Annotated in this window: 23 protein-coding genes; 8 read left to right on the plus strand and 15 right to left on the minus strand. The window is 72.2% G+C overall.

The annotated features are described in order from the left end of the window. Positions 1-88: 88 nt before the first annotated feature. Positions 89-2,440, plus strand: a complete 2,352-nt coding sequence (locus AA23TX_RS47845) for an alpha-L-fucosidase (RefSeq protein ID WP_155549682.1) — start codon at positions 89-91, stop codon at positions 2,438-2,440. Here the strand turns inward: AA23TX_RS47845 and AA23TX_RS47850 are convergent. From AA23TX_RS47850 to AA23TX_RS47860, 3 genes are read right to left on the minus strand one after another with little or no spacing between them, the layout of a single operon-like run. After that, complete coding sequence (locus AA23TX_RS47850; protein ID WP_155549683.1) at positions 2,437-3,621, minus strand: 4-hydroxybenzoate 3-monooxygenase; 1,185 nt, start codon at positions 3,619-3,621, stop codon at positions 2,437-2,439. The genes AA23TX_RS47845 and AA23TX_RS47850 overlap by 4 nt on opposite strands. A gap of 26 nt (positions 3,622-3,647) precedes the next feature. Beyond that, positions 3,648-5,201, minus strand: a complete 1,554-nt coding sequence (locus AA23TX_RS47855) for an ArnT family glycosyltransferase (protein WP_155549684.1) — start codon at positions 5,199-5,201, stop codon at positions 3,648-3,650. Positions 5,202-5,240: 39 nt separating this feature from the next. After that, positions 5,241-6,539, minus strand: coding sequence for a type III PLP-dependent enzyme domain-containing protein (locus tag AA23TX_RS47860; RefSeq protein ID WP_230863125.1), 1,299 nt, complete (start codon positions 6,537-6,539; stop codon positions 5,241-5,243). Between the two features lie 81 nt (positions 6,540-6,620). Between AA23TX_RS47860 and AA23TX_RS47865 the strand changes: the two genes are divergently transcribed. Further along, positions 6,621-7,505 carry a LysR family transcriptional regulator gene (locus AA23TX_RS47865; RefSeq protein ID WP_155549685.1) on the plus strand — a complete coding sequence of 295 codons (885 nt, stop codon included), beginning with the start codon at positions 6,621-6,623 and terminating at the stop codon, positions 7,503-7,505. A 148-nt stretch (positions 7,506-7,653) separates the two neighbouring features. Next, positions 7,654-7,848: a DUF2630 family protein gene (locus AA23TX_RS47870; RefSeq protein WP_155549686.1), complete on the plus strand. Its 195-nt coding sequence runs from the start codon at positions 7,654-7,656 to the stop codon at positions 7,846-7,848. A gap of 65 nt (positions 7,849-7,913) precedes the next feature. Here AA23TX_RS47870 and AA23TX_RS47875 read toward each other — a convergent pair whose 3' ends face one another. Genes AA23TX_RS47875 through AA23TX_RS47890 form a run of 4 tightly spaced genes read right to left on the minus strand, consistent with a single transcriptional unit; the run spans position 7,914 to position 12,627 of the window. Next, positions 7,914-8,996 carry an Rv2629 family ribosome hibernation factor gene (locus AA23TX_RS47875; RefSeq protein ID WP_155549687.1) on the minus strand — a complete coding sequence of 361 codons (1,083 nt, stop codon included), beginning with the start codon at positions 8,994-8,996 and terminating at the stop codon, positions 7,914-7,916. A 12-nt stretch (positions 8,997-9,008) separates the two neighbouring features. After that, a complete protein-coding gene (locus AA23TX_RS47880; protein WP_155549688.1) occupies positions 9,009-10,799 on the minus strand; it encodes a thiamine pyrophosphate-requiring protein in 1,791 nt (596 codons plus the stop codon). 29 nt (positions 10,800-10,828) lie between these two features. Further along, positions 10,829-11,326, minus strand: coding sequence for a hypothetical protein (locus tag AA23TX_RS47885; RefSeq protein WP_155549689.1), 498 nt, complete (start codon positions 11,324-11,326; stop codon positions 10,829-10,831). 11 nt (positions 11,327-11,337) lie between these two features. Continuing rightward, positions 11,338-12,627, minus strand: a complete 1,290-nt coding sequence (locus AA23TX_RS47890) for an NAD(P)/FAD-dependent oxidoreductase (protein WP_155549690.1) — start codon at positions 12,625-12,627, stop codon at positions 11,338-11,340. 169 nt (positions 12,628-12,796) lie between these two features. On the opposite strand from AA23TX_RS47890, the gene AA23TX_RS47895 reads away from it, so the two are divergent. Beyond that, positions 12,797-13,168 (plus strand): STAS domain-containing protein, encoded by a 372-nt coding sequence (locus AA23TX_RS47895; protein ID WP_155549691.1) that lies wholly within the window; start codon positions 12,797-12,799, stop codon positions 13,166-13,168. A 54-nt stretch (positions 13,169-13,222) separates the two neighbouring features. Here the strand turns inward: AA23TX_RS47895 and AA23TX_RS47900 are convergent, their stop codons facing one another. The 3 genes from AA23TX_RS47900 to AA23TX_RS47910 are packed head-to-tail and all read right to left on the minus strand — an operon-like array spanning position 13,223 to position 14,201. Further along, positions 13,223-13,486, minus strand: a complete 264-nt coding sequence (locus tag AA23TX_RS47900) for a DUF4235 domain-containing protein (protein ID WP_155549692.1) — start codon at positions 13,484-13,486, stop codon at positions 13,223-13,225. Beyond that, complete coding sequence (locus tag AA23TX_RS47905) at positions 13,483-13,791, minus strand: DUF3618 domain-containing protein (protein WP_155549693.1); 309 nt, start codon at positions 13,789-13,791, stop codon at positions 13,483-13,485. The genes AA23TX_RS47900 and AA23TX_RS47905 overlap by 4 nt, the downstream gene beginning before the upstream one ends. Beyond that, on the minus strand, positions 13,788-14,201 hold the full coding sequence (locus tag AA23TX_RS47910; protein WP_155549694.1) for a phage holin family protein: 414 nt from the start codon (positions 14,199-14,201) through the stop codon (positions 13,788-13,790). Before AA23TX_RS47910 ends, AA23TX_RS47905 begins: the two co-directional genes overlap by 4 nt. 216 nt (positions 14,202-14,417) lie before the next feature. Between AA23TX_RS47910 and AA23TX_RS47915 the strand changes: the two genes are divergently transcribed. Beyond that, positions 14,418-15,251, plus strand: coding sequence for an aldo/keto reductase (locus tag AA23TX_RS47915; RefSeq protein WP_155549695.1), 834 nt, complete (start codon positions 14,418-14,420; stop codon positions 15,249-15,251). A gap of 70 nt (positions 15,252-15,321) precedes the next feature. After that, positions 15,322-15,792, plus strand: a complete 471-nt coding sequence (locus AA23TX_RS47920; RefSeq protein ID WP_155549696.1) for a hypothetical protein — start codon at positions 15,322-15,324, stop codon at positions 15,790-15,792. Between the two features lie 64 nt (positions 15,793-15,856). Here the strand turns inward: AA23TX_RS47920 and AA23TX_RS47925 are convergent, their stop codons facing one another. Beyond that, entirely contained in the window at positions 15,857-16,654 is a 798-nt protein-coding gene (locus AA23TX_RS47925; RefSeq protein WP_155549697.1) for an ANTAR domain-containing protein, read from the minus strand. 50 nt (positions 16,655-16,704) lie between these two features. Further along, positions 16,705-17,232, minus strand: coding sequence for a hemerythrin domain-containing protein (locus AA23TX_RS47930; protein ID WP_155549698.1), 528 nt, complete (start codon positions 17,230-17,232; stop codon positions 16,705-16,707). 125 nt (positions 17,233-17,357) lie between these two features. Here AA23TX_RS47930 and AA23TX_RS47935 point away from each other — a divergent pair, with 125 nt between their 5' ends. Continuing rightward, positions 17,358-18,869 carry a CYTH and CHAD domain-containing protein gene (locus tag AA23TX_RS47935; RefSeq protein WP_155549699.1) on the plus strand — a complete coding sequence of 504 codons (1,512 nt, stop codon included), beginning with the start codon at positions 17,358-17,360 and terminating at the stop codon, positions 18,867-18,869. 75 nt (positions 18,870-18,944) lie between these two features. Here the strand turns inward: AA23TX_RS47935 and AA23TX_RS47940 are convergent, their stop codons facing one another. The 3 genes from AA23TX_RS47940 to AA23TX_RS47950 all read right to left on the minus strand — a co-directional run bounded on the left by AA23TX_RS47940 (position 18,945) and on the right by AA23TX_RS47950 (position 20,574). Next, positions 18,945-19,736 carry a SigB/SigF/SigG family RNA polymerase sigma factor gene (locus AA23TX_RS47940; protein ID WP_155549700.1) on the minus strand — a complete coding sequence of 264 codons (792 nt, stop codon included), beginning with the start codon at positions 19,734-19,736 and terminating at the stop codon, positions 18,945-18,947. Further along, entirely contained in the window at positions 19,733-20,182 is a 450-nt protein-coding gene (locus AA23TX_RS47945; RefSeq protein WP_155549701.1) for an ATP-binding protein, read from the minus strand. Before AA23TX_RS47945 ends, AA23TX_RS47940 begins: the two co-directional genes overlap by 4 nt. A 62-nt stretch (positions 20,183-20,244) precedes the next feature. Further along, a complete protein-coding gene (locus AA23TX_RS47950; protein WP_155549702.1) occupies positions 20,245-20,574 on the minus strand; it encodes a plasmid stabilization protein in 330 nt (109 codons plus the stop codon). Positions 20,575-20,703: 129 nt separating this feature from the next. Between AA23TX_RS47950 and AA23TX_RS47955 the strand changes: the two genes are divergently transcribed. Beyond that, entirely contained in the window at positions 20,704-21,666 is a 963-nt protein-coding gene (locus AA23TX_RS47955) for a TIGR03557 family F420-dependent LLM class oxidoreductase (protein ID WP_155549703.1), read from the plus strand. The last annotated feature ends 24 nt before the right edge of the window (positions 21,667-21,690 follow it).

Below are 21,690 nucleotides of genomic sequence, written 5' to 3' on the forward strand. Positions count from 1 at the left end.
ATGAATCAGCTCCGCCACCGACAGAATGCCCTAACAGGGCGGAACTCTGTCGCCATTCCGCCGTAGTCATCCGATCCCTGGAGGTTCAGTGACGACCTTCCCTCGCCGTCAAGCCCTCGGCATCGCCCTGGGTGGTGCCGTCGCCCTCGGCGCGGCCGGCCTCACCCCGGCCGGTGCCGCCGTGCCCGTGGACGCCGCCCCCGACAGCCCCGGCACCCCGATCGTGCCGCCCCCGCCACCCGTCCCGGTCGCGCTCGACGCCTGGTTCTCCAACGACGGCATCGACAGCGCTTCGGCCGCCGGCGGTGATTTCGACGGCTCCGGCTACACCTTCCCGGCCGAGCACCTCCCGGTCGGGCGGACGGCGACCGTCGGCGGCGTCCCGTTCACGCTCGGCTCCGCCGCGGCGGGCGCGAAGAACAACATCGCCGCCACCGGCCAGACGATCGACCTGCCGAAGGGCCGGTACTTCGTCGCCTACTTCCTCGTCGCCGCCAGCTACGGCACCACCGGCGGCACGGCGACCGTGCACTACGCCGACGGCAGCACGAGCACCGGCTCCCTGTCCGGTCCCGACTGGTACACCGGCACCGGAGCCCTCGTTTCGCCGTTCCGCTACGCGCCCGGCGGGGTCGTCGACACCAACCCGGTTTCCCTGGCCACCGGCCAGGTCTGGGTCGACCCGGCCCGCGACGCCGTCGCGCTGACCCTGCCCACCACGGCCACGCCGGCGCCGAACGTCTCCAGCCTGCACGTCTTCGCGCTCACCCTGCAGCCGGTCGCCGCCGGCCGCTCGGCGCTGATCCTCGACGGGCGCTCGACGGCCAACCTCCTGACCGACGGCGGTCCGCAGGCCGCCGAGGCGACCGTCGTGAACGCCGGAACGGTGTGGCTCGGGGCGCGCGACAAGATCACCGTCACGGTCGACGTCCCCGGTGGCCGCACGACCGTGCCGGCGACCATCCGCGCGCTGGCGCCGGGGGAGCAGGCGACGGTCCGGCTGGGGCTCGCGCCGAACGCCTCCGTGCCGCCCGGGACCACCACGAACGGCCAGGTCCGCGTGACGGCCGGGCGCGGCACGCTCGCCACCCAGCAGGTCCCGATCACCCTCGGCGTCCCGGACTTCCGGCCCACCGACGCGTCCCTGTCGACGCACCGCGCGCCCTACTGGTTCACCGACAGCAAGTTCGGCATCTTCATCCACTGGGGCGTGTACGCCGTGCCCGCGTGGGCGCCGGTCGGCCAGCAGTACGCGGAGTGGTACTGGCAGAACCAGCAGGACCCGAACGGCGCGACCTACGCCTACCACAAGGAAAAGTACGGCGAGGACTTCGGCTACGACGACTTCATCCCGATGTTCACCGCGAAGAAGTTCGACCCGCGCACCTGGCTGAACCTGATCGCCGACGCGGGCGCCGAGTACTACGTCCTCACGTCCAAGCACCACGACGGCTTCGCGTTGTGGGACACCAAGGTCAGCGACCGCAACTCCGTCAAGCTCGGCCCTCGCCGGAACATCATCGCCGAGCTGTTCGCGGCGTCCCGGAAGTACACCCCCCAGCTGCGCAACGGCCTGTACTTCTCGCTGCCGGAGTGGTTCAACCCGGACAACCCGTGGATGGGCCACGCGCCGCGCAACCCGTACACCGGCGCGGCGCTGCCCTACACCGGGTACACCGCCGGGAAGGACTTCGTCCGCGACTACCAGGCGCCGCAGGTGCTCGAGCTGATTTCGGAGTTCGACCCGGACGTCCTGTGGTTCGACATCGGCGGCGTCAACGACAGCCGGACCGTGCTCACCGAGTACTTCAACCACGCGAAGAACCGCAAGCGCCCCAAGGACGTCACCTACAACGACCGCGGCGGCATCCCCGACCACGACTTCACGACGCCGGAGTACACGACGTACCCGAATACCGTGGTGGCCAAGTGGGAGGCGAGCCGCGGCCTCGACCCGTTCTCCTACGGCTACAACCGCGCGACCCCCGACGACCGGTACATGACGGCGGAGGAGGTCGTCCGGACGCTCGTCGACATCGTGTCGAAGAACGGCAACTTCCTGCTGGACATCGGCCCGGACTTCGACGGCACCATCCCCGACGTCATGCAGAAGCACCTGCGGGACGCGGGTGCGTGGCTGAAGGTCAACGGCGAGGCGATCTACGGCACGACGTACTGGTCGCGGATGGCCCAGCTCGGCGACCTGCGGTTCACGGTGAAGCAGAACGAGGCGTTCTACGTGCACTCGCTGGTGGCGCCGGGCAGCCGGCTGGTCGTCGACGCGCCGGTGCCGATCCGCTCGGGTGACCGCGTCACGCTCCTGGGCTACCGCGGGACCCTGCACTGGACGGTCGAAAACGGCTCGCTGGTGATCGACGTCCCGGCCGCGGCCCGGCAGGCGGGCCGGTTCGCCTGGACGTTCAAGATCGCCTGGAGCTAAAGATCCGCGTTCTTGCCGATGTACAGCTCCGCGAACGCCGCCGCGGCCGCGGGCGAACCCAGCAGGCGACGCATCCGGGCCTCCGCGATGCGCGCCGCGAACGGGTTGTCGCCCGTGGCCGCGGTGTGGTGGAAGATGTCGGACAGCCACAGGGAAAACTCCTGGTACTGCCACACCAGCGGCAGGCACGCGGCGGAGTACCCGGCCAGCCCGGTGGGGTCGCCGGCGTACTGCGCCTGGTAGGCCTCGGCGAGCAGGAACGCGTCGTGCAGGGCGAGGTTCATGCCCTTCGCCGCGATCGGTGCGACCAGGTGCGCCGACTCGCCCGCCAGGTGCAGCCGGCCGTGCGCCATCGGCTCCACGACGTAGTTGTGCATGCCGAGGATCCGCTTCTCGATCAGCTTTCCTTCGGTGATCGGGCCGTCGGGCACGGCCAGGCGGGCCCGCAGCTCCGTCCAGACGCGCTCGTCGGGCCAGTCCGCTTCGGTTTCGCCCGCCGCGGTCTGGAGGTAGAACCGCGTCACCGCGGGCGTGCGGGCCATGTGCGCGCCGAAGCCGCGCGGGTGGATGCCGAACAGCACGCCGTCGGCCGACGGCGGCGCCTCCGCGAGCAGCGCCAGCCAGCCGATTCCGTAGTCGTGGTGGGACTTCACGGTGGATTCCGGGGGCAGGTAGCCCTGTGATACCCCGCGCGCGCCGTCGCAGCCGGCGACGAAGTCGCAGTCGAGCCGGTGCTCGCCGTCCGCGGTCCGGAACGTCACGGCGGGGGAATCCGACGTCAGGTCGTGCAGCCGGACGTCGGAGACTTCGAAGACCGCGTCGCCGCCCGCGTCGGTGTACTGCGCGAGCAGGTCGGTGACCAGGAGTTGTTGCGGGTAGACGAAATGCCGTTGCCCGGTGACGTCGCCGTAGTGGAAGGTGTGCCGCCGCCCGGCGAACCGGAACTCGAACTTCTCGTGCCGCGGTGCCGTCGCGACGAGCTGCTCGCCGAGCCCGCGCTGTTCGAGCCCGCGGACGGCCCACTCCTCGATGAACCCGGCGCGCGGCCGCTGTTCGATGAACGCCCGGCTCTCCCGTTCGAGGAGCACGCAGCCGATTCCCGCCCGCCGCAAGAGGTTCGCCACCGTGAGTCCGGCCGGGCCCGCCCCCACCACGGCCACCGCCGTGCGCCTCGCCACCATGTGCCCGAGGGTAGCGCGAACCGGGGTCAGTAGAACTGCCGCAGCTTCGGCCAGGCAGTCGACCACGGCTCGGTCAGCGTGCACAGCGAGAGAAGGGTGCCGTTCTCGTCGTTGTCGACGCCTTCGACCGTGCGGTTCTTGGCCACCGCGCGGCATCCGGTGATCAGGTGGGCCGCGGGCGAGTCGCGCTCGTGGCCTCCGACGAGCAGTACCGGGCCGACCAGCCGGTCCGGCGGCGGACCCCAGTCGGCGTAGGACATGTGCGGCGAATAGGGCTGGGGCAGCCCGCGCGCGGGTCCGTAGTGCTCGAGCGCGCCGGCCTCGCCGTAGTTCGAGGTGACGATCACGGCCGTGTCCCGCTCGGTGGCCGGGATGCTCGCCCACGCGCGGGCGACGGCGTCGGTGAACTCCGGCCAGCCGACCTGCTCGCCGGGCTCCTTGTTGACCGCCAGCACCGGGCCCAGCGCGGTGGCCGGCAGCACCGGGAGTCCGATGAGGACGGACACCGCGACGCACACCGCCGTGGCCACGCCGGTCAGGGCCCGCGCCACCGTGCCGACCCGGGCCAGCCACGCCAGTGCGGGCTCGGCACCGAGTGCCACCTGCGGCAGCAGCAGCGGCACCGAGTAGTACGGCTTCCCGCCCAGCGCCAGCAGCACGACGCAGACCACGGGGTAGGCGATCGTGAGGGCGCGGGCCCAGCGCACGCGGTCGTCGGACAACGTCCGCCGGAGCCCGGCGATCCACACCGGCACCAGCACCGGCGACAGGTAGACCAGCTGCATCGGCACGAACAGCACGCGGTTCTCCACGCCGTCGTCCTCGCTGATCCCGCCCGCGACCGTGAGCATCGGCCAGCCGTGCGAGGCCTGCCAGAGCACCGTCGGCGCGGCCAGCACGACGGCGACACCGATGCCGGCGGCGAGCCACCAGGTCCGGAACACCCGGCGCGGCCCGGCGACGGCCACTCCCACGCCGAGCCCGGCCAGCAGGAGCAGCACCAGCCACTTGTTCGCGAGGCCGACCCCGGCCGCGGCGCCGACGGCGAGCCACCACCGGCCGTCCCCGGTGCGCAGCAGCCGGAGCCCGAAGAAGGTGACGAGCGACCACAGGAACGTGTCCGCGGTGTTCGTCGCGAGCATGTGCGTCACGGCCAGCACGTACGTCGAGAGCGCGGTCGCGACCGCCGTGAACAGCTGCGCGCGGCGACCGCCGCCGAACTCGCGCGCCATCAGCGCGACGACCACCACCGTCGCCATGCCGAGCAGGGTCGCGACGACCCGCAGTCCCATCGGGGTTTCGCCGAACAGCGCCGTCGACGCGCGCGCGAGCCACGGCGTGATCGGCGGGTTGTCGACGTAGCCCCAGTCCGGCCGTTTGCCGGCGGCGACGAAATACAGCTCGTCGCGGTGGAAGCCGTAACGTCCGGACAGGACGGTCAGCACCACCGCCTGGACGATGACGACGACGCCCACCGGCAGCGCGGCGAACCGCGGCAGCGCGGACCACCGGGCCTCCGGCCCGGGCCGGGGGCTCCGCCACCCGGACCCCCGAAAAGCTCGTTGTCGACCAGCCCCCATGGCAATCCCCCTCGGCGTGCCCGGATGCTACGCCGGTGATCACGCCCGCGGGAGCGCTCCGACGTATTCGCCGCCGGCGTCGGCGACCAGCTCGGCGATCGACTGCGCGCGCCGGATCGGGGTGAACTCCACGTGTCCGCGTGCGGACACGGTGAAGCCGTGGACGGCCGGGCGCGGCAGCGTGTTGTAGGCGTAGTGCGCGCCGAAGTAGTAGGCGCCGGTGTCGTGGGCGACGACGAGGTCGCCCGGTTCCAGCAGCGGCAGCGGTCGTTCCTTCGCCAGGAGGTCGCCCGCGAAGCACAGCGGCCCGGCGATGTCCTGTGCGACGTCCGGCCCGGTCTTCGGCCGGCCCGCGGCGTCGAGCGCGGTCAGCCGCAGCGGCCAGTGCTCCGGCTGGAGCACCGTGCGGGCCGCGACCTGCGCACCCGCGTGCGTCACGGCGATGGGCCTGCCACCCGCGACCTTCGTGTACTCGACGGTGCTGACGAGGAAGCCGTTCTTGGCCAGCAGCGACCGGCCGAACTCGGTGACGAAGGTGTAGCGCCCGTCGGCGAGGGCCGGGACCTTCGCCAGCAGCGTCGCGACGTACTCGGCGTAGGTCGGGCCGGGGTCCTCGGAGGCGAAGTTCACCGGCAGCCCGCCGCCGAGGTCGAGGCTGGTGACCTGCCGGCGCCCGGCTCGGGCGTTGATCTCCTCGGCCAGCCCGTGCACGGCGGCGACGCCGTCGGCCATCAGCTCCGGCGGGCAGCCCTGCGAGCCGACGTGGACGTGCAGCCGGGTCAGCCACGGCCGCCGCGCGAAGGCCTCGACGACGCGGGTCCGGTTGTCCCGCAAGGGGATGCCGAACTTCGACGTCGTCGTCGCGGTGCTGGTGTCGCCGATCCGGCCCGCGCCGACCTGGGGGTTGATCCGCAGGCCGAGCACCGAGCGCGGACTGTCCCCCACGAGGTCGTCGAGCCGGGCCAGCTCCTGGAAGTTGTCGGCGTTGACCGCCGTGCCTTCGGCGAGGGCGTGCGCGAGCTCGGCGACGGTCTTGGCGGGGGAGTCGAGGACGAGCCGCGGACCGCGGATGCCGGCGGCTTCGGCGACGGCCGTCTCGCCCGGGCTCGCGACCTCGGCGTCGACCCCGAGGTCGGCGAGGTACCGCAGGACCGGCGCGAGTCCGCACGCCTTGGCGGCGACGGTGTGCTGGACGCGCCCGAGCGGCGCGAACGCCTTGGCCAGGTCTTCGACGGCTTCGCGGATCCCGGCCAGGTCGACGAAGCCGGCCATCGGGTCGAGGAGGTGCTGGTCCGCCGCGGCGGCGAGGGCGTGGAGCTTGCGGTCGGTGCGGTTCACCTCCCCAGTCTTGGGCCGGATCCGGCGGGCGGTCCAAGACTTCGTCCTTCCCGATCTATAGGCCGGTCCTATAGTGGCTGGGTGGACCTGCGCCGATGGCACTACTTCGCCGTGCTCGCCGAGGAGATGCACTTCACGCGGGCGGCCGCGCGGCTGTTCGTTTCGCAGCCTTCGCTGAGCCAGCAGATCCGGGCGTTCGAGGCGGAGCTGGGGGTGGCGCTGCTCGACCGTTCGGGCCCGCGGTTCGCACTGACGGAGGCGGGCCGGGTGGCGGCGGAGGAAGCGCGGGAGCTGCTCTCCCGGCTGGACCGGGCCCGCGGCGTGATCGCGGCGGCGGGCCGCGGCGACGCCGGACGGCTGCGGATCGCGTACACGCGTTCGGCACCGGGCCCGCTGGCCGGCGACCTGGTGGCGGCGTACCGCGCTGCTTACCCGGACGTCTCGCTGGCGTTGGAGACGGGGTGGACGAGCTTGAACCTGGCCCGCCTGTCGGCGGGCGAGATCGACGTGGGGTTCGTCCGGCCGCCGGTGGTGGCGCCGGGCATCGAGGTGGCGGTGGTGGGGTCGGAGGAGGTGCTGATCGCGGTGCCGTCGGACCACGCGCTGACCCGGCGGCGCGGCCGGCTGCGGCGGGAGTGGATCGCCGAGGAGCCGGTGGTGTTCTGGCCGCGCGAGAACGGCCCTGGCCAGTACGACGCGATCAGCGCGCAGGTCTGGCCGGGCGGGGTGCCGCGGATCGTCCGGGAGGAGCCGGAGGACGAGCAGCTGATGCGCGCGGTCGCGGAGGGAGCGGGGATCGCGGCGGTGCCGGAGCACCGCGCGCGCGGGTTGAAGCGGCGCGGAGTGGTCCTGCGGCGGGTGGCGGAGCCGGTGCCGGTGATCGACCTGGGGGTGGCTTGGCGGGCCGGGACGGCGGCGCCGGTGGTGCGGGCGTTCGTGGAAATGGCGCGCGGCGCGCAGGGGTAGGCGCGGCCAGGACTGCTCAGCGCCGGTCCGGACGACAACTCCTCCGCGCGCCGACCGCGAAGCCGCGCGGGCCCCTCTCGGCGACCCGGATCACCCGGGCAGGGGTACCCGCGCGGCGTATGATCGCGGGCGGACAGGAGGGTTTCGCATGCCAGGCCACGAAGTCACCGACCGCATCGCCGACCTGATCGACGAGGAGCACCGCCTGCGCACGGGCGCCCTCCACCACGGTGGGCTCACGCCCGCCGAACGCCTCCGGCTCAAGGACCTCGAACGCCAGCTCGACGAGGCCGTCGACCTCCTCCACCGCCGCCAGGCCCTATCCGCCTTCGACGACGACTGACGGCGACCGGACGACTGACCGCGCCCATCGGCAACCGCCAACGCTCGTCGACCGGACAAGTCGGCTCAGCTGTGCCGCAGCAAGGCTCCGAAGCCCTCCCAGAGATCCAGGCGCTCGTCCAGCACCACGACCTCCGCACCGGTGGCGACCGCCGCGAACGGGATCGCCTCGTCCGCCCGGCGCTGCTCCGGATCGGCGACGCCGAGCGCCTGCAACCCGGCCTTGCCCACCGCCACCTGCGTGGGCTCCGGCCCGGCGAACACCGACGTGGCGCCGGGGGAGCCGACGAGCAGGGTGGCCACGTTGGCCTCGGCCAGCGCCGTCGTCACGGCTTCGAGGCCGCTGACCGCCAATCCCGACTCACGGCCCGACTCCGCCCGGAACTTCTCGGCCACGTCGTCCAGGCTCGCCAGCCGGCGGCCGGCCAGCAGCTCGTGGACCCGGCGGTCCAGCTCCTCGCGGGACGAGCCCGGCGCGCGGCTGCCGCCCTCGACCTCGGTGGTGATCCGGCGGACCGGCTCCGGCAGCCGTTCGTGCAACGCCGTGCGCGCCTGTACCTCGCCGGCCAGGACGACCAGCTCGGCTCGGGAGCGCTCGGCTGCCTTCGCGACGTGTCGCGCGATCTCCTCGAAGTTCTGCCGGGCCGTCTCGCCGGTCTGCTTGTCGCGGTGCGCCGGACCGCTGCCGCCCTGGACCTCGAGCGGGTCCACGCCTTCGACCGTCTCGGTGCGCGGCGTGCCCCGGCCGTGCTCGGTGACTTCGGCGCCGACCTGGTCGGTCACGACGACGAGGTACGGCAGCGTCTCCGCCTCGTGCGTCGCGAGCGGGAGCAGGTACGGCAGCGCCGAGAACCGGACGATCTGCTCCGGCGGCGGCGCGGCCAGGCGCCGGTCGAGCAGCACCGAGCCGTGCGCGGCGACGATGCTGCGGCCAGCCTTGCCGACCGGCGGCTCGCTGCCGACGACGGCCTGCAGGACGGCGTGCACCGTCTCGGCGTCGGCCCGTTGGTCGCTCAAAGCCGCTTCGATCTCCTTCAGCCGGATCGTGAGCTGCTTGGCGGCGTCTTCGGTGTCGTGCGACTCGTCGAAGTGCACGGATGCGAACGGCCCGCCGGCCGTGGTGAGGTCGCGCAACGCGGATGTGTCCACAAGGGACTCCCTTCAGCGTTTGGTGGGCAACAGCTCCTGGAGCTTGGTCTTCATGCCCTGGGTGAACAGGTGCCAGGCGTTCGGGTCGCCCTTCAGCACCGCTTCGGTCATCGACTTCAGCTGCTCGGCCGTGGCGTGCGGCGGGATCGGCGGGACCTCGGGGTCGCACCGCACGTCGAGCACCGTCGGCACGCCGGCGCCGAACGCGGCCGACCACGCGTCGCCGAGCTGGTCCGGGTCGTCGACGGCGATGCCGCGCAGCCCGATGCCGCGCGCGAAGTCCGCATAGGACACTTCGGGCAGCGACTGCGACGCCTCGAACTTGGGTGCGCCGCCCATCGCCCGCAGCTCCCAGGTGACCTGGTTGAGGTCGCCGTTGTGGAACACGCAGATCACCAGCCGCTGGTCGGCCCAGAGCTCCCGGTAACGGGCGATGGTCAGCAGCTCCGCCATGCCGTTCATCTGCATGGCGCCGTCCCCGGTCAGTGCGACGACGGGCCGGTCGGGATGGGCGAACTTGGCGCCGATCGCGTACGGCACCGCCGGGCCCATGGTCGCCAGCGTTCCGGACAGTGAAGAGCGCATCCGGCCGCGGATCCGCAGGTTGCGGGCGTACCAGTTGGTGGCCGAGCCGGAGTCGGCGGTGACGATCGCGTCGTCGGGGATCCGCTCGGACAGCTCGTGCACGATCCGCATCGGGTTGACCGGGTCGGCTTCCAGCATCGCCTGCCGCACCACGGTCTCGTGCCACTCGGCGACGTTGTGCGCCACCTTGCCCTGCCACGACGTGTCGCTCTTGCGCTCCAGCAGCGGCAGGAGCCGTTCGAGGGTGCTCTTGGCGTCGCCGAGCAGGTTCACCTCGGTGGGGTAGCGCAGGCCGAGGAACCGCGCGTCGACGTCGATCTGGACCGCCCGCGCCCGCCCGAACTCGGGCAGGAACTGGGAGTACGGGAAGCCGGACCCGACGATGACCAGCGTGTCGCAGTCGCGCATCAGCTCGTAGCTGGGCCGGGTGCCGAGCAGCCCGATCGCCCCGGTCACGTACGGCAGGTCGTCGGGCAGGACGTCCTTGCCCAGCAACGCCTTCGCGATCCCGGCGCCGGTCAGCTCGGCGAACTCGCGCAGCTCGGTGACGGCGTTGCGGCCGCCCTGGCCGACGAGCACCGCGACGCGCTCGCCCGCGTTGATCACTTCGGCGGCCCGCGCCAGCTCGTCCGCGGGCGGCACGACGCTCGCCCGCGGGTGGAACGGCGGGCTGGACGGCACCTGCTTGAACGCGTGCTGCGGCGCCGAGTATGTCTCCTCCTGCAGGTCGGCGGGGATGATCACCGCCGTCGGCGCGCGCTGCGCGATCGCGGTGCGCATCGCCCGGTCGAGCGCGTTGGGCAGCTGCTCGGGCACGTTGACCTCGACGAGGTACTCGCTCGCGACGTCCTTGAACAGCGCCTGCAGGTCGACTTCCTGCTGGTAGCTGCCGCCCATCGCGCTGCGCGCGGTCTGCCCGACGATCGCCACCACCGGGACGTGGTCCAGCTTCGCGTCGTAGAGGCCGTTGAGCAGGTGGATCGCGCCGGGACCGGACGTCGCCATGCAGACGCCCGGCTTGCCGCTGAACTTCGCGTACCCGACCGCGGCCAGGGCCGCCATCTCTTCGTGGCGCGCCTGGACGAACCGGGGTGCGTCATCCGCCTTGCCGAACGCGGTGACGAGTCCGTTGATCCCGTCACCGGGATAGGCGAAGACCTGGTCGACGTCCCATTCTCGTAATCGGGCCAGTAGGTGGTCGGCAACGGTTTCGCTCATGCGCGGCGGTTACCGCCCGTGTCGCGCGGCTAAACGTCGCCCAGCGCCGCCCGGACGGCCGCCACGACGTCCGGGTGGCCGAGCGGCAGCGGGTCTTCGGCGTCCGCCGAGAGCACCTGCACATCCGTGCCCGCTTCGCGCACCTTCGTCACGACGTCGTCGCGCCCGGCCGGCGCGGCTGAGTCCGAGTCCGGGTCGACCAGCAGCAGGAACGTGGCCGCGCCCGGGTGGCGCTCGATGAACTGCAGCGCGGTGGCCGCGGACGAACCGCCGGCCACGACGGCGATCTCCGGATCGCCCGGCCCGTGGTCGCCGAGCAGGTCGTCTGCCTCGCCGAGGGCACCGCCGGCGGGCACCCGGCACCAGAAGACGCCACGCCGCTCGGCCAGCGGCCGCCAGGTCGCGGGCAGCCCGTCGTGCTTCCCGGCGCCCGCCGGGTCGAGGACGATCACCTTCGGCCCGGACGGGTCGCCGGCGGTGACGACGGACGGGCCTTCGGCGCGGGCGGAATCCGATGCGGCGGTCATGGGTTTTCCCTTCAGCGCCGGGGGAGTTCGGGGGAGTCGGTGTCGAGCGGCACCGCGCCGGAGCGGACCAGTCCCAGCTGGACGGTCTGGCGGCCGGTCAGCCGGTCCAAGATCCAGTCGACGGCCGTGCGCACGCGGTTCCCGGGCATCGCCATCAGGTGGTAGGCGCGGGTCACGACCTTCGCCGGCAGCCCGGAGAGCGGGATGTGCAGCGGGTTCGCCGCGGCGGCGCCGGCACCGAGGTCGACGACGAAACCGAGGTCGTGGTGCCGGTAGGTACCGGTCCGGCCATAGCCGAGTGAGGCCGCGACGTTGCGCCCGGCGAGCTTCCCCTGCCGCTCGGCGTGCTGCGCGGTCATCGCGGTGTACTGGCCGGGCCGGGTGAGGTCGGGCACGGCGGCCGCGTCACCGCAGGCGAAGACGTCGTCGTGGCCGGGGACGACGAGCTGTTCGTTCACGCAGAGGCGGCCCTTCGCCGTCTCGAGCCCGATGTCGGCCACCAGCGGGTCCGGCCGCACGCCGACGCACCACACGAGGGTCCGGGTCGGCACCGGCTCGCCGTTCGTCAGCGTGACGCCCTTGGCGTCGGCGTGGTCCACCGAGGTTTTCATCAGCACCTCGACGCCGCGGGCGCGCAGCACCTCGTCGGCGGTCTTCCCCAGCCGCTTGCCGAGCTCGGGGAGCACCCGCTCGGCGACGTCGAGCAGCAGCCAGCGGATCTTCTGCCCGGCCAGCTCGGGGTGGCGCGCGGCGAGGGCGTCGGTGAACGCCGGGCCCTGCGCGGCGACCTCGGTCCCGGTGTAGCCGGCACCGACGACGACGAATGTGCAGCGCGCGTCGCGTTCGGCGGGGTCCTCGGCCGCGGCGGCGAGCTCGATCTGGCGCGTGATGTGGTCGCGCAGGTACAGCGCCTCGGGCACACCGCGGAACCCGTGCGCGTACTCCGGGACGCCCGGGATCGGCAGGAGCTTGTTGACGCTGCCCGCGGCGAGCACCAACCGGTCGTACCCGATCCGGTGATCCTGGTCCTCCGGATCCGTGTAGGTGACTTGGCGAGCGTCGAAGTCGACGCCGGTGGCGGTACCGAGCACCAGGCGGACACCGGGCAGGGTCTCGGGGAGCGAAACCGTCACGCGCCGCGGGTCGAGGATCCCGGCCGCCACCTCCGGCAGGAGCGGCAGGTAGAGGAAGTAGTCCGTGGGGTTGAGCACGACCACTTCGACGTCCTCACCGGCCGTCTTGCGCAGGCTCTTGGCCGCGTGGTAGCCGGCGAATCCACCGCCGACGATGACGACTCGCATGGAGCTCCTTCCAGGCCGGATTGCGGTCTTCCGGCGATTACCCGAGGTCAGCGCGGGGAAACCCGCGGGGTTGACCTGGGGGCCCAGGGGCGTACGGTCAGAGGCGTTGGCTGTTGTTCAGAATCACGTGCTCCGGTCAGCGCCCCTGCACGCTGCGTTAGGGAGCGCCATGTACTGCTTTCGCACGATCGACGAACCGTCCGGCCTGACCTACACCACCACAGAGCGACCGGGCGGCGTCCGCGTGGTCACCATAGTCGGTGACGTCGACGCCGCCACTGTCGAAACCTTCGACGAAGCCCTCGCCACCGGCGAGCGGCTGGTCGTCGATCTGACCCGCGTCGCCTTCCTCGGCTGCGCCGGTGTCCGGTCCCTGCTCGCGGCGAACAACCGCGCGCGCCTTGCCGTCGTCCTCGGCGGCCACGCCGTCACCCGCTCGCTGGAGGCCACCGGCGCGGACGTGCTGCTGGAGATCCACCCCCGGGTCGGCGCCGCGCTCGCGGACCTGACCCCGGTCGCCGAGCCCGGCCGGGAGGCGTGACCGCCCGCCGGTCCCGCCTCCCGCCGTCCACTGTGGACAGTAAAGACCCTGTGGTCAGTCGTCCGGCCAGTCGCCCGTGGCTTTCTCGTAGCCGATGGCGCCGGCCCGCTCGGTCGCGGCCTTGACCGCGGCGAAGATCGCGCCCTGCACCGCCGCCGCGATGATCACCTGTCGCCAGGTGTAGTCGCGGTCGGTGGCGTCGGGCGCGTCTTCCTCGCCCGCGACGCGCTTCCAGACCTGCTTGAACGCCTGGCCGGCGAGGATGCCGCCGAGCGCGCCCACCACCCAGCTCAGCGGCTTGTACAGCACCTTGTTCACGAGTCGCTCCTCCGTCGCAGGATCAGCCGGATCACGATCACCAGGCCCAGCACCCCGGCGAAGATCGGTACCGGGTTGCTGCGCACGACGTCGGCGCCCTGGCGGAACTTGACCGCGGTGGGCTCGTTCGTCACGTCGGCGACCTTCGCGGTCGCCTGGTCGAGCTTCTCGTCGACGTTTTCCTTGACCCGGGTCTTCACGTCGAGCTTCTGCCCGAGCGCTTCCAGCGTTTCGGTCAGCTCTTCGCGGGTGGTGTCCCGGTCGAGCCGCGCCTCTTCGGCGTTCTTCGGGAAGTCCCCGCTCATGTGTGCACTCCCTGTTTCACGGTTTCCACGTCTTCGCGGACGCCGCTGATGGCTTCTTCGGGCACCGGTGGCACGCCCTGCGTGACTTCCTTCTTGCCGACCAGCGCGGCGATCCCGGCGACCAGGAACAACGCGACCGCGACGATCACCGCGGCCAGCCAGCCGGGTACGACGAGCGCGAGCGCCAGCACGGCGGCCGCGACCAGCGTGGCGGCGCCGAACAGCGCGAACAGGCCCGCCGCGCCGAACAGCCCGGCACCGAGGCCCATCTTCTTGCCCTTGCGCTGCAGTTCGAAGACCGCGAGCCGCATCTCGTCCCGGACGAGCCGCTTGACCTCGCCGGTCAGGTCCGTCACCAGCTCGCCGACCGAGCGGTCGGCCGCCGGCTGCTTGTTGACTTCTTCGATCACGGAACACCTCCTTGCCTGGCCGCCGTGTACCCACTGGGCCCGGGGTCAACCACGCCGGGTTTGACCGGTGCGGCACCGGGTAGGCGGTTTCCCGGTCGCCGGCCCCGGTCCGGGAGCACGCCGGCGCACCCCCCAGCGCCACACGAACGGGTGACGCGGCGAGGCGGGAACGCACCGCGGTGTTTCGCGTCCGGGGGCCTCGGGTAGGCGGCAAGCATGACTTCCCCCGACGTCCCGGCCGTGGAACTGAACAACGGCGTGCGGATCCCGCAGTTCGGGTTCGGCGTGTTCCAGATCCCGCCCGAGGAGACCGCCCAGGCCGTGCGGACCGCGCTGGAGGCCGGCTACCGCCACATCGACACGGCGCAGATGTACCGCAACGAACAGGGAGTCGGCGCCGGCATCGCGGAGTCGGGGATCCCGCGCGAAGACGTGTTCGTCACGACGAAGCTGGCGAACGACGCGCACGGCCACGACAACGCCATCACCGCGCTCGAGGGCAGCCTGCAGCGCCTGGGCTTCGACTACGTCGACCTCTACCTGATCCACTGGCCGTTGCCCCACAAGAACAACTACGTCGCGACGTGGCGGGGCTTCGAGGACATCCTGCGGGCGGGCAAGGCCTGCGCCATCGGCGTCTCGAACTTCCAGCCCGCGCACCTCGACCGGCTCGCCGAGGAGACCGGCACCGTGCCCGCGGTCAACCAGATCGAGCTGCACCCGGCGTTGCAGCAGACCGAACTGCGCGCCTACCACCGGGAGCACGGCATCGCCACCGAAGCCTGGAGTCCCTTGGCCCAGGCCGAAGTCCTCTCGGACCCGGTGCTCACCGACCTGGCCGAGAAGCACGGCCGGACCGCCGCGCAGGTGGTGCTGCGCTGGCACATCCAGCTCGGGAACATCGTCTTCCCCAAGTCGTCTTCGCCGGAGCGGATCAAGCAGAACATCGACGTCTTCGGCTTCGAGCTCGACGACGAGGACATGACGGCGATCGGCAAGCTCGACGCCGGCCGGCGCACCGGGCCGGACCCGGAGACCTTCACGGGGTGACCGCGGCGTTTCCCTCCGCAACCGCCCGGGTACCTCACCCGGAGAGGTCCCCCTGGAAGGAGCATCCGGCATGAGCACCAACGCGTACCTGTCGTTTCTCGTGATCGGGGTGGTGCTGGTCCTGGTCGACGGGCAGATCATCTACCGCAGCGGACGCCGTTACCTGGAGAACTCCTACGGCGACCCGGCGGCGGGTGCGTCGATGACCCGGCTGGTCACAGTGCTGTTCCACCTCGCGACGCTGGGCATCCTGGCCCTCATGTCGACCATCGACCTCGGCGACGGCATCCCCGGCGTCGTCAAGCGCGTCGGCGTTCTGCTGCTGATCCTGGCCATCGCCCACGCGATCACGCTCGCCGTTCTGTCCCGCATCCGCGGCGAGCAGGAGGTGGAGGCGGTCGTCCAGCGCGGCCCCCGGCCGCAGCAGCGGGTGGAACCCGAGCCGCAGCGCCCGACCGTGACGCCGGCGCCGGGTCAGCCGGGTACCTACCCGGACGTCAGCCCGTCGCTGGAGAACCGGTCCCCGTACTCGGCTTCGTAACCGGATTCCGGTCCGAGGGCGGCTCTTTCCCGGGAAAGTGCCGCCCTTGTCCGTGCCCGGGGCCTCAGCGGTCCGCCGGCAGCTCCACCTCGGTGTGGCGGGTGGCGAGCGTCCGGGCCAGGTCGGCCAGCTTGACGTTCAGGTCCTGGGACGCGCGGCGCAGCACATCGAACGCTTCGTCGGCGGTGATGCCGCGGCGCTGCATCAGGATGCCCTTCGCCTGGCCGATCACGTCCCGGCTCTCGACCGCGCGGCGCAGGTGCTCCGCCTCCAGTTCGGCCGCCACGACGGCCTCCGTGTGCGCCAGCGCCAGGGACGCGTGGGTCGCCAGCAGGAGCGCGAGGTCGATCGCCGCGCCGTCGAACGCACCCGGCCGGCTCGAGTAGATGTTGAGCGCACCCGAGCGCCGCGGCGGACGGGCGTCGGGGAGCAAGGCCGTCGCCAGCACCGAGTGGTACCCGTGGCCGGCCGTGGCCGGACCGAACGACGGCCAGCGCGGGTCGCGGCCGACGTCCTGCGACCAGGCGATGGCCGGCCCGTCCGGGCGCGCCGACTCGACGCACGGCCCCTCGCCGTGGTCGTACTGCACCTGGTCCAGCCGCACCGCGACCGGGTCGGTCTCCACCGGCGTGTGGTACCGGCCGTCGGGTTCCCGCAGGGTGACGCTGACCAGGTCGGCGTCCGGGACGAGCGCGCTCGCGGCGCCGACGACGAGCCGGAGCACGCCCCCGACGGTCGGGGTCACGTCGAGCAGCGTGCGCGTGAGATCGGCGAACTGCCGCGCCAGCGGCCCGGCCGGTTCGATACCGTCCTGCGCGAACCCGGCGCGTTCCCGCGCCCACTCGTCTTCGTCGATGCTCATGCGTCTCCGTCGTCTTCGAGATGTACCCCCATTCAACCCGATGCCGATGCTCAACCGGGCGAGCCGGCCGCGTGGCGCAGCGCGGCTCGCGCCCGGTCGACGAAGCCCGGGCCCGGCCACAGCTGGTCGGCCTGAGGCATGCGGTCGGACAGGTCCGGGTGCGGCAGCGTCGCCGCGGCGTCCCGGGCCGCCGTGACCTCCTTGCCCAGCTCGGCGCGCCGCTCCGGCGAACACGTGAGCCGGACCTGCCGCACCGCCTCCGGGCCCTCTTCCCGGACGTGCCGGCGCACGGCGCGGATCAGCCCGCCCAGGAGGCGCTCGAACCGGGTCTCCTGCGGTCCGACGCCCTCCAGCTCGCGCATCAGGCCGTCCGCCTCCGCGAGGTCGCCTTCGCCATCGACAAAGGACTCTTCGGCGACGGCGTGGCGGACGACCTCCGCGATCAGGTGGTCGGCGAGGTCCTTGCGGTTCTCGGGGCTGCCCTGGCCGAGCTCGAGCTCGGTGCACAGCCGGTCCAGTCTCCGGTGGTCGCCGGCGAGGACGGTGGTCAGGTCGGTTGCGGGCTGGCTGCCGTTCATGCACGCTCCTGGTCCGGACTCGGGTTTTCCCGGACCGGATACCCGCTGCCCGGCGGCCGAATCCCGTGTCGGCCCGGTGCCCGCCGGGTACCCGCCGGGGGAATCGGCCCCGAAGGAGGATGACCATGGCAGCGCCGTCGTCGGTGATCGAGCGCGAACGCAAGTACGAGATCGTGGCGGGCAGTGGAGTGCCCCGGCTCGTCGGCGTCGCGGGCGTCGAGACGCAGGACGACCCGGTCGAACAGATCCTCGACGCATCCTACTACGACACCGAAACCTTCCGGCTGGCGCGCGGCGGCATCACGCTGCGGCGCCGCGTCGGCGGGCACGACGCGGGCTGGCACCTCAAGCTGCCGGTCTCCGCCGACGAGCGGCAGGAGATCCAGCTGCCGCTGGGCGGCGACCCGAACAAGGTCCCCGGACGGCTGCGCCGGCTCGTGCGCGCCTACACGCTGGGGGAGAAGCTGGTGCCGATCGCGCACCTGCGCACCGACCGGTTCGCCCACCGGCTGGCCGACGGCGACGGCCGGACCGTCGCGACCCTCACCGACGACCACGTGACGGGCGAAGCCGGTGGCGAGAGCGCGCGGCTCGACGAGTGGCGCGAGCTGGAGCTGGAACTCGATCCCGCGACCGACCCGGGCCGGCTCGAGGACTTCGACCGGGCCCTCGGGGAAGCCGGCGCCTCGGCCTCGCCGTGGCCGTCGAAGCTGCGGCGCCTGATCGGCGACCGCGTCCCCGCGCCGCCCCGCGGCCGCAAGAAGCCGACGGCGGGCGACGTCGTGCTGACGTCGCTGCGCGAGCACTACGCCCGGCTGCGCCGCGCCGACGTCGGGGTGCGCCTGGACGTCGAGGACTCCGTCCACCAGATGCGCGTCGCGACCCGGAAGCTGCGCAGCTCGCTGAAGACGTTCGGGTCCGTCGTGGACGAGGACGAGACGCTCACGGCCGAGTTGAAGTGGCTCGGGCAGCAGCTGGCGCCGGCCCGCGACGCGGAGGTCAGCGAGCGGCGGCTGCGCGAGCAGCTCGACGAGATCCCGTCCGAGCTGGTGTTCGGGCCCCTGCGGCAGTACCTCACCCGCTACTTCGCCCGCGAGGCCGAGGAGGGGCGAACCCGGGCGATGGCGGCGCTGACCGGCAAGCGGTACCGGACCCTGCTGCGCACGCTGGACACCCTGGTGGAGAACCCGCCGCTCACCCGCCGGGCGCGCAAGCCGGCGAAGTCCGCCTTGCGCAAGCCCGTGCGCAAAGCCGCCGCGAAGCTGCGCCGGGCCGAAGCGGCGACGCGCGGGCTGACCGGCCACGAGCTCGAGACCGCACTGCACGAGGTCCGCAAGAAGGCGAAGCGGGCCCGCTACGCCGCCGACACCGTCAAGCCGGTCTACGGCAAGAAGCTGCGGCAGTGGCGCAAGAACGTCAAGACCGTCCAGGGCACGCTGGGCGAGCACCAGGACACCGCGGTCGGCCGGGACGTCCTGCACCACCTCACCATCGCCGGACACGGCGAAGGGCAGAACACGTTCACGTTCGGGCTGCTCTACGAGCGGGACGCCGAGAGGGCGGAGAAGCTGCGCCGGCGGTTCGCGGGGGAGTGGCGGCGGCTCCGGAAGGGCGAGCGGCCGGGCTGGCTGCGCTGACGCCGTCCGGGAGGCCGGGAACGACCTGGTCAGGACGCCGGATGTCATGAACGAGCCCGTTCATGACATCCGGGTCTAGCCTTCGCCGGTGAGCTTCCCGCGGAGCTGCTCCAGGGTCTGCGACAGCAGCCGGGAGACGTGCATCTGGGAGATGCCGACGCGGTCGGCGATCTGCGTCTGGGTCAGCCCGCCGAAGAACCGCATCACGAGGATCGCGCGCTCGCGCGGCGGCAGCTCCTGGAGCAGCGGCTGGAGGGCCTCGTGGTTCTCGACCATGGTCATCTCGTGGTCGGGTTCCCCCATGGTGTCCGCCAGCGACAGCGCCTCGGCGTCGTCGTGCACCGGCTTGTCGACGGACAGGGCCTGGTAGGCGTTGCCGGCCAGCAGCCCTTCGCGGACCTCGTCGACGTCCAGGCCGAGGTGCTCGGCCAGCTCGGTCGGGGTGGGCGCGCGACCCAGGCGCTGGGACAGCGCGGCCGAACCCTGGCTCAGGGACAGGTGCAGCTCCTTGAGCCGGCGCGGGACCCGCACCGACCAGCCGGTGTCCCGGAAGTGCCGCCGCACCTCGCCCATGATCGTCGGCACCGCGAAGGACAGGAAGTCGTGGCCGCGGGCGGGGTCGAACCGGTCGACCGCGTTGATCAGGCCGATCCGGGCCACCTGCACCAGGTCTTCGCGGGGCTCGCCGCGGCCCGAGAACCGGGTGGCGATGTGCTCGGCGAGCGGCAGCAGCTCGGTCACCAGCCTGCTGCGGACGACCTCGCGCCGCGGGTCGTCGGGGCCGAGGGAGCCCAGCTCCTCGAACAGCGGTTCGCAGTGGGCGTATTCATCCGGGCGGTGCAGGACGGTTTTGCGTTCGGTGCTCACGCGCTCGTTCCCGCGTTGAGCACCAGCTCGATCGTGACGATGCCCGCACCCCCGCCGGGGAGGACGTCGCAGTGCGCGGTCACCGAACCACTCAGCGTGGTCAGCACGTGCCAGCCGAAGGTGCGGTCGCTCGGCGGTCGCGGGTCGCTGGAGCGCGTCGAGATCGTCACGTGCAGGCCGTCGGGGCCCTGCCGGAAGCGGCAGTGCAGCTGGGAGCCCAGCTCGGCCAGCTGCACGAGCTGGGCGCAGGCCTCGTCGACGGCCATCTTGGCGTCGGCGATGGCGTCCAGCCCGAAGTCGGCGCGCGAGACCACGCCGTGGGTGAGCATGCGGACGAGGGGGATCTGCTCGGCCATCGCGGGCAGCCGCAGCTCCACCAGTTCCTCGAGCAGCTCTTCCAGCGTCGGCTTGCCGCCGTGCGAGCTACCGCTTCGTGTTTCTTCCATGCCGGAGGTACTACCCATCTGGGCGAATGACGACACTTCGTGGCCAGGGATTTCCGGTTTCGTCACCGGCCCAGCGCCCGTTCGAGTTCCTTCTTGGTCATTTTCGAGCGCCCATCGATGTTCTTCTTCTTCGCCTCGTTGTAGAGCTGGTCCTTGGTCGGGCCCCCGGGACCCTTGCGGTTGCCGGACCGTTCGCCGCCGCGCTGCTGGGGCGACTTGTCCTCGATCGACGTCCGGCTGGCCTCGCGAGACTCGCCCGCCTGCGCACGGTTCTTGTTCACCGTGCGGGCCGCGATCTCCTTGGCCCGTTCCGGGCCGGCCCCACGGTCCTCGGCCGAGTCCTTGACGTGCTCGTACTGGCGCTCGCGCTTCTTGCTCCACGACTGAGGCATGACCGCTCCCTTCGACTGCGTGGACGGGGTACCCGGTTGATCATCGGGTAAACGCCACTTCCGGGCGGTGGGCGGCCGGTTACCCGACCGGGGAGCGGGTACGCGGGGTGGGAGCGAAAGGAGGCGCCGATGCGGATCGGGTACACGCTGATGACCGAGCAGGCCGGGCCGAACGAACTGGTCCGGTTCGCCGCCGGTGCGGAACAGGCCGGTTTCGACTTCGAGGTCATGAGCGACCACTACTCGCCCTGGCTGGCCGAGCAGGGGCATTCGCCCTACGCCTGGAGCGTGCTGGGCGCCGTCACGCAGGTCACCGACCGCGCCGAGCTGATGACGTTCGTGACCTGCCCGACCATGCGCTACCACCCGGCGGTGGTCGCGCAGAAGGCGGCGACCGTGCAGGCGCTCTCGGGTGGCCGGTTCACCCTCGGGCTCGGGGCGGGGGAGAACCTCAACGAGCACGTCGTCGGCCGCGGCTGGCCGCCGGCGAACGTCCGGCACGACATGCTCGCCGAAGCCCTGCAGATCATCGGCGGCCTGTTCGACGGCGGGTACTTCGACTACGAGGGCAAGCACTTCCGCGTCGACTCGGCGAAGCTGTGGGACCTGCCGGAGCAGCGGACGCCGATCGGCGTCGCGGTGTCCGGCTCGCAGTCGATCCGGCGGTTCGCCCCGGTGGCCGACGCCATGGTCGCCGTCGAGCCGAAGGCCGAGCTGGTGAGCGAATGGGACGCGACGAAGCCGGGTCCCCCGACCCGCAAGATCGCCCAGCTGCCGGTGTCGTGGGGCACCGACCGCGACGCCGCCGTGAAGCGCGCGCACGAGCAGTTCCGCTGGTTCGCCGGGGGCTGGAAGGTCAACGCCGAGCTGCCCGGCCCGGCCGGGTTCGCCGGGGCCACGCAGTTCGTCCGCGAGGACGACGTCGCCGGCTCGATCGCCTGCGGCCCGGACGTCGAGCCGATCGTCGCAGGCGTCCGCGAGTTCGAGAAGGCGGGCTTCACCGACGTCGCCCTGATCCAGATCGGTGGCGACCAGCAGGAAGGCTTCCTGGACTTCGCCGAAAAGGAGCTGCTCCCGGCGTTGCGGGAGTAGCTCCACCCGTTCGGGGTAACGCGG

The sequence above is a fragment of the Amycolatopsis camponoti genome (genome assembly GCF_902497555.1).
GTDB lineage: Bacteria > Actinomycetota > Actinomycetes > Mycobacteriales > Pseudonocardiaceae > Amycolatopsis > Amycolatopsis camponoti.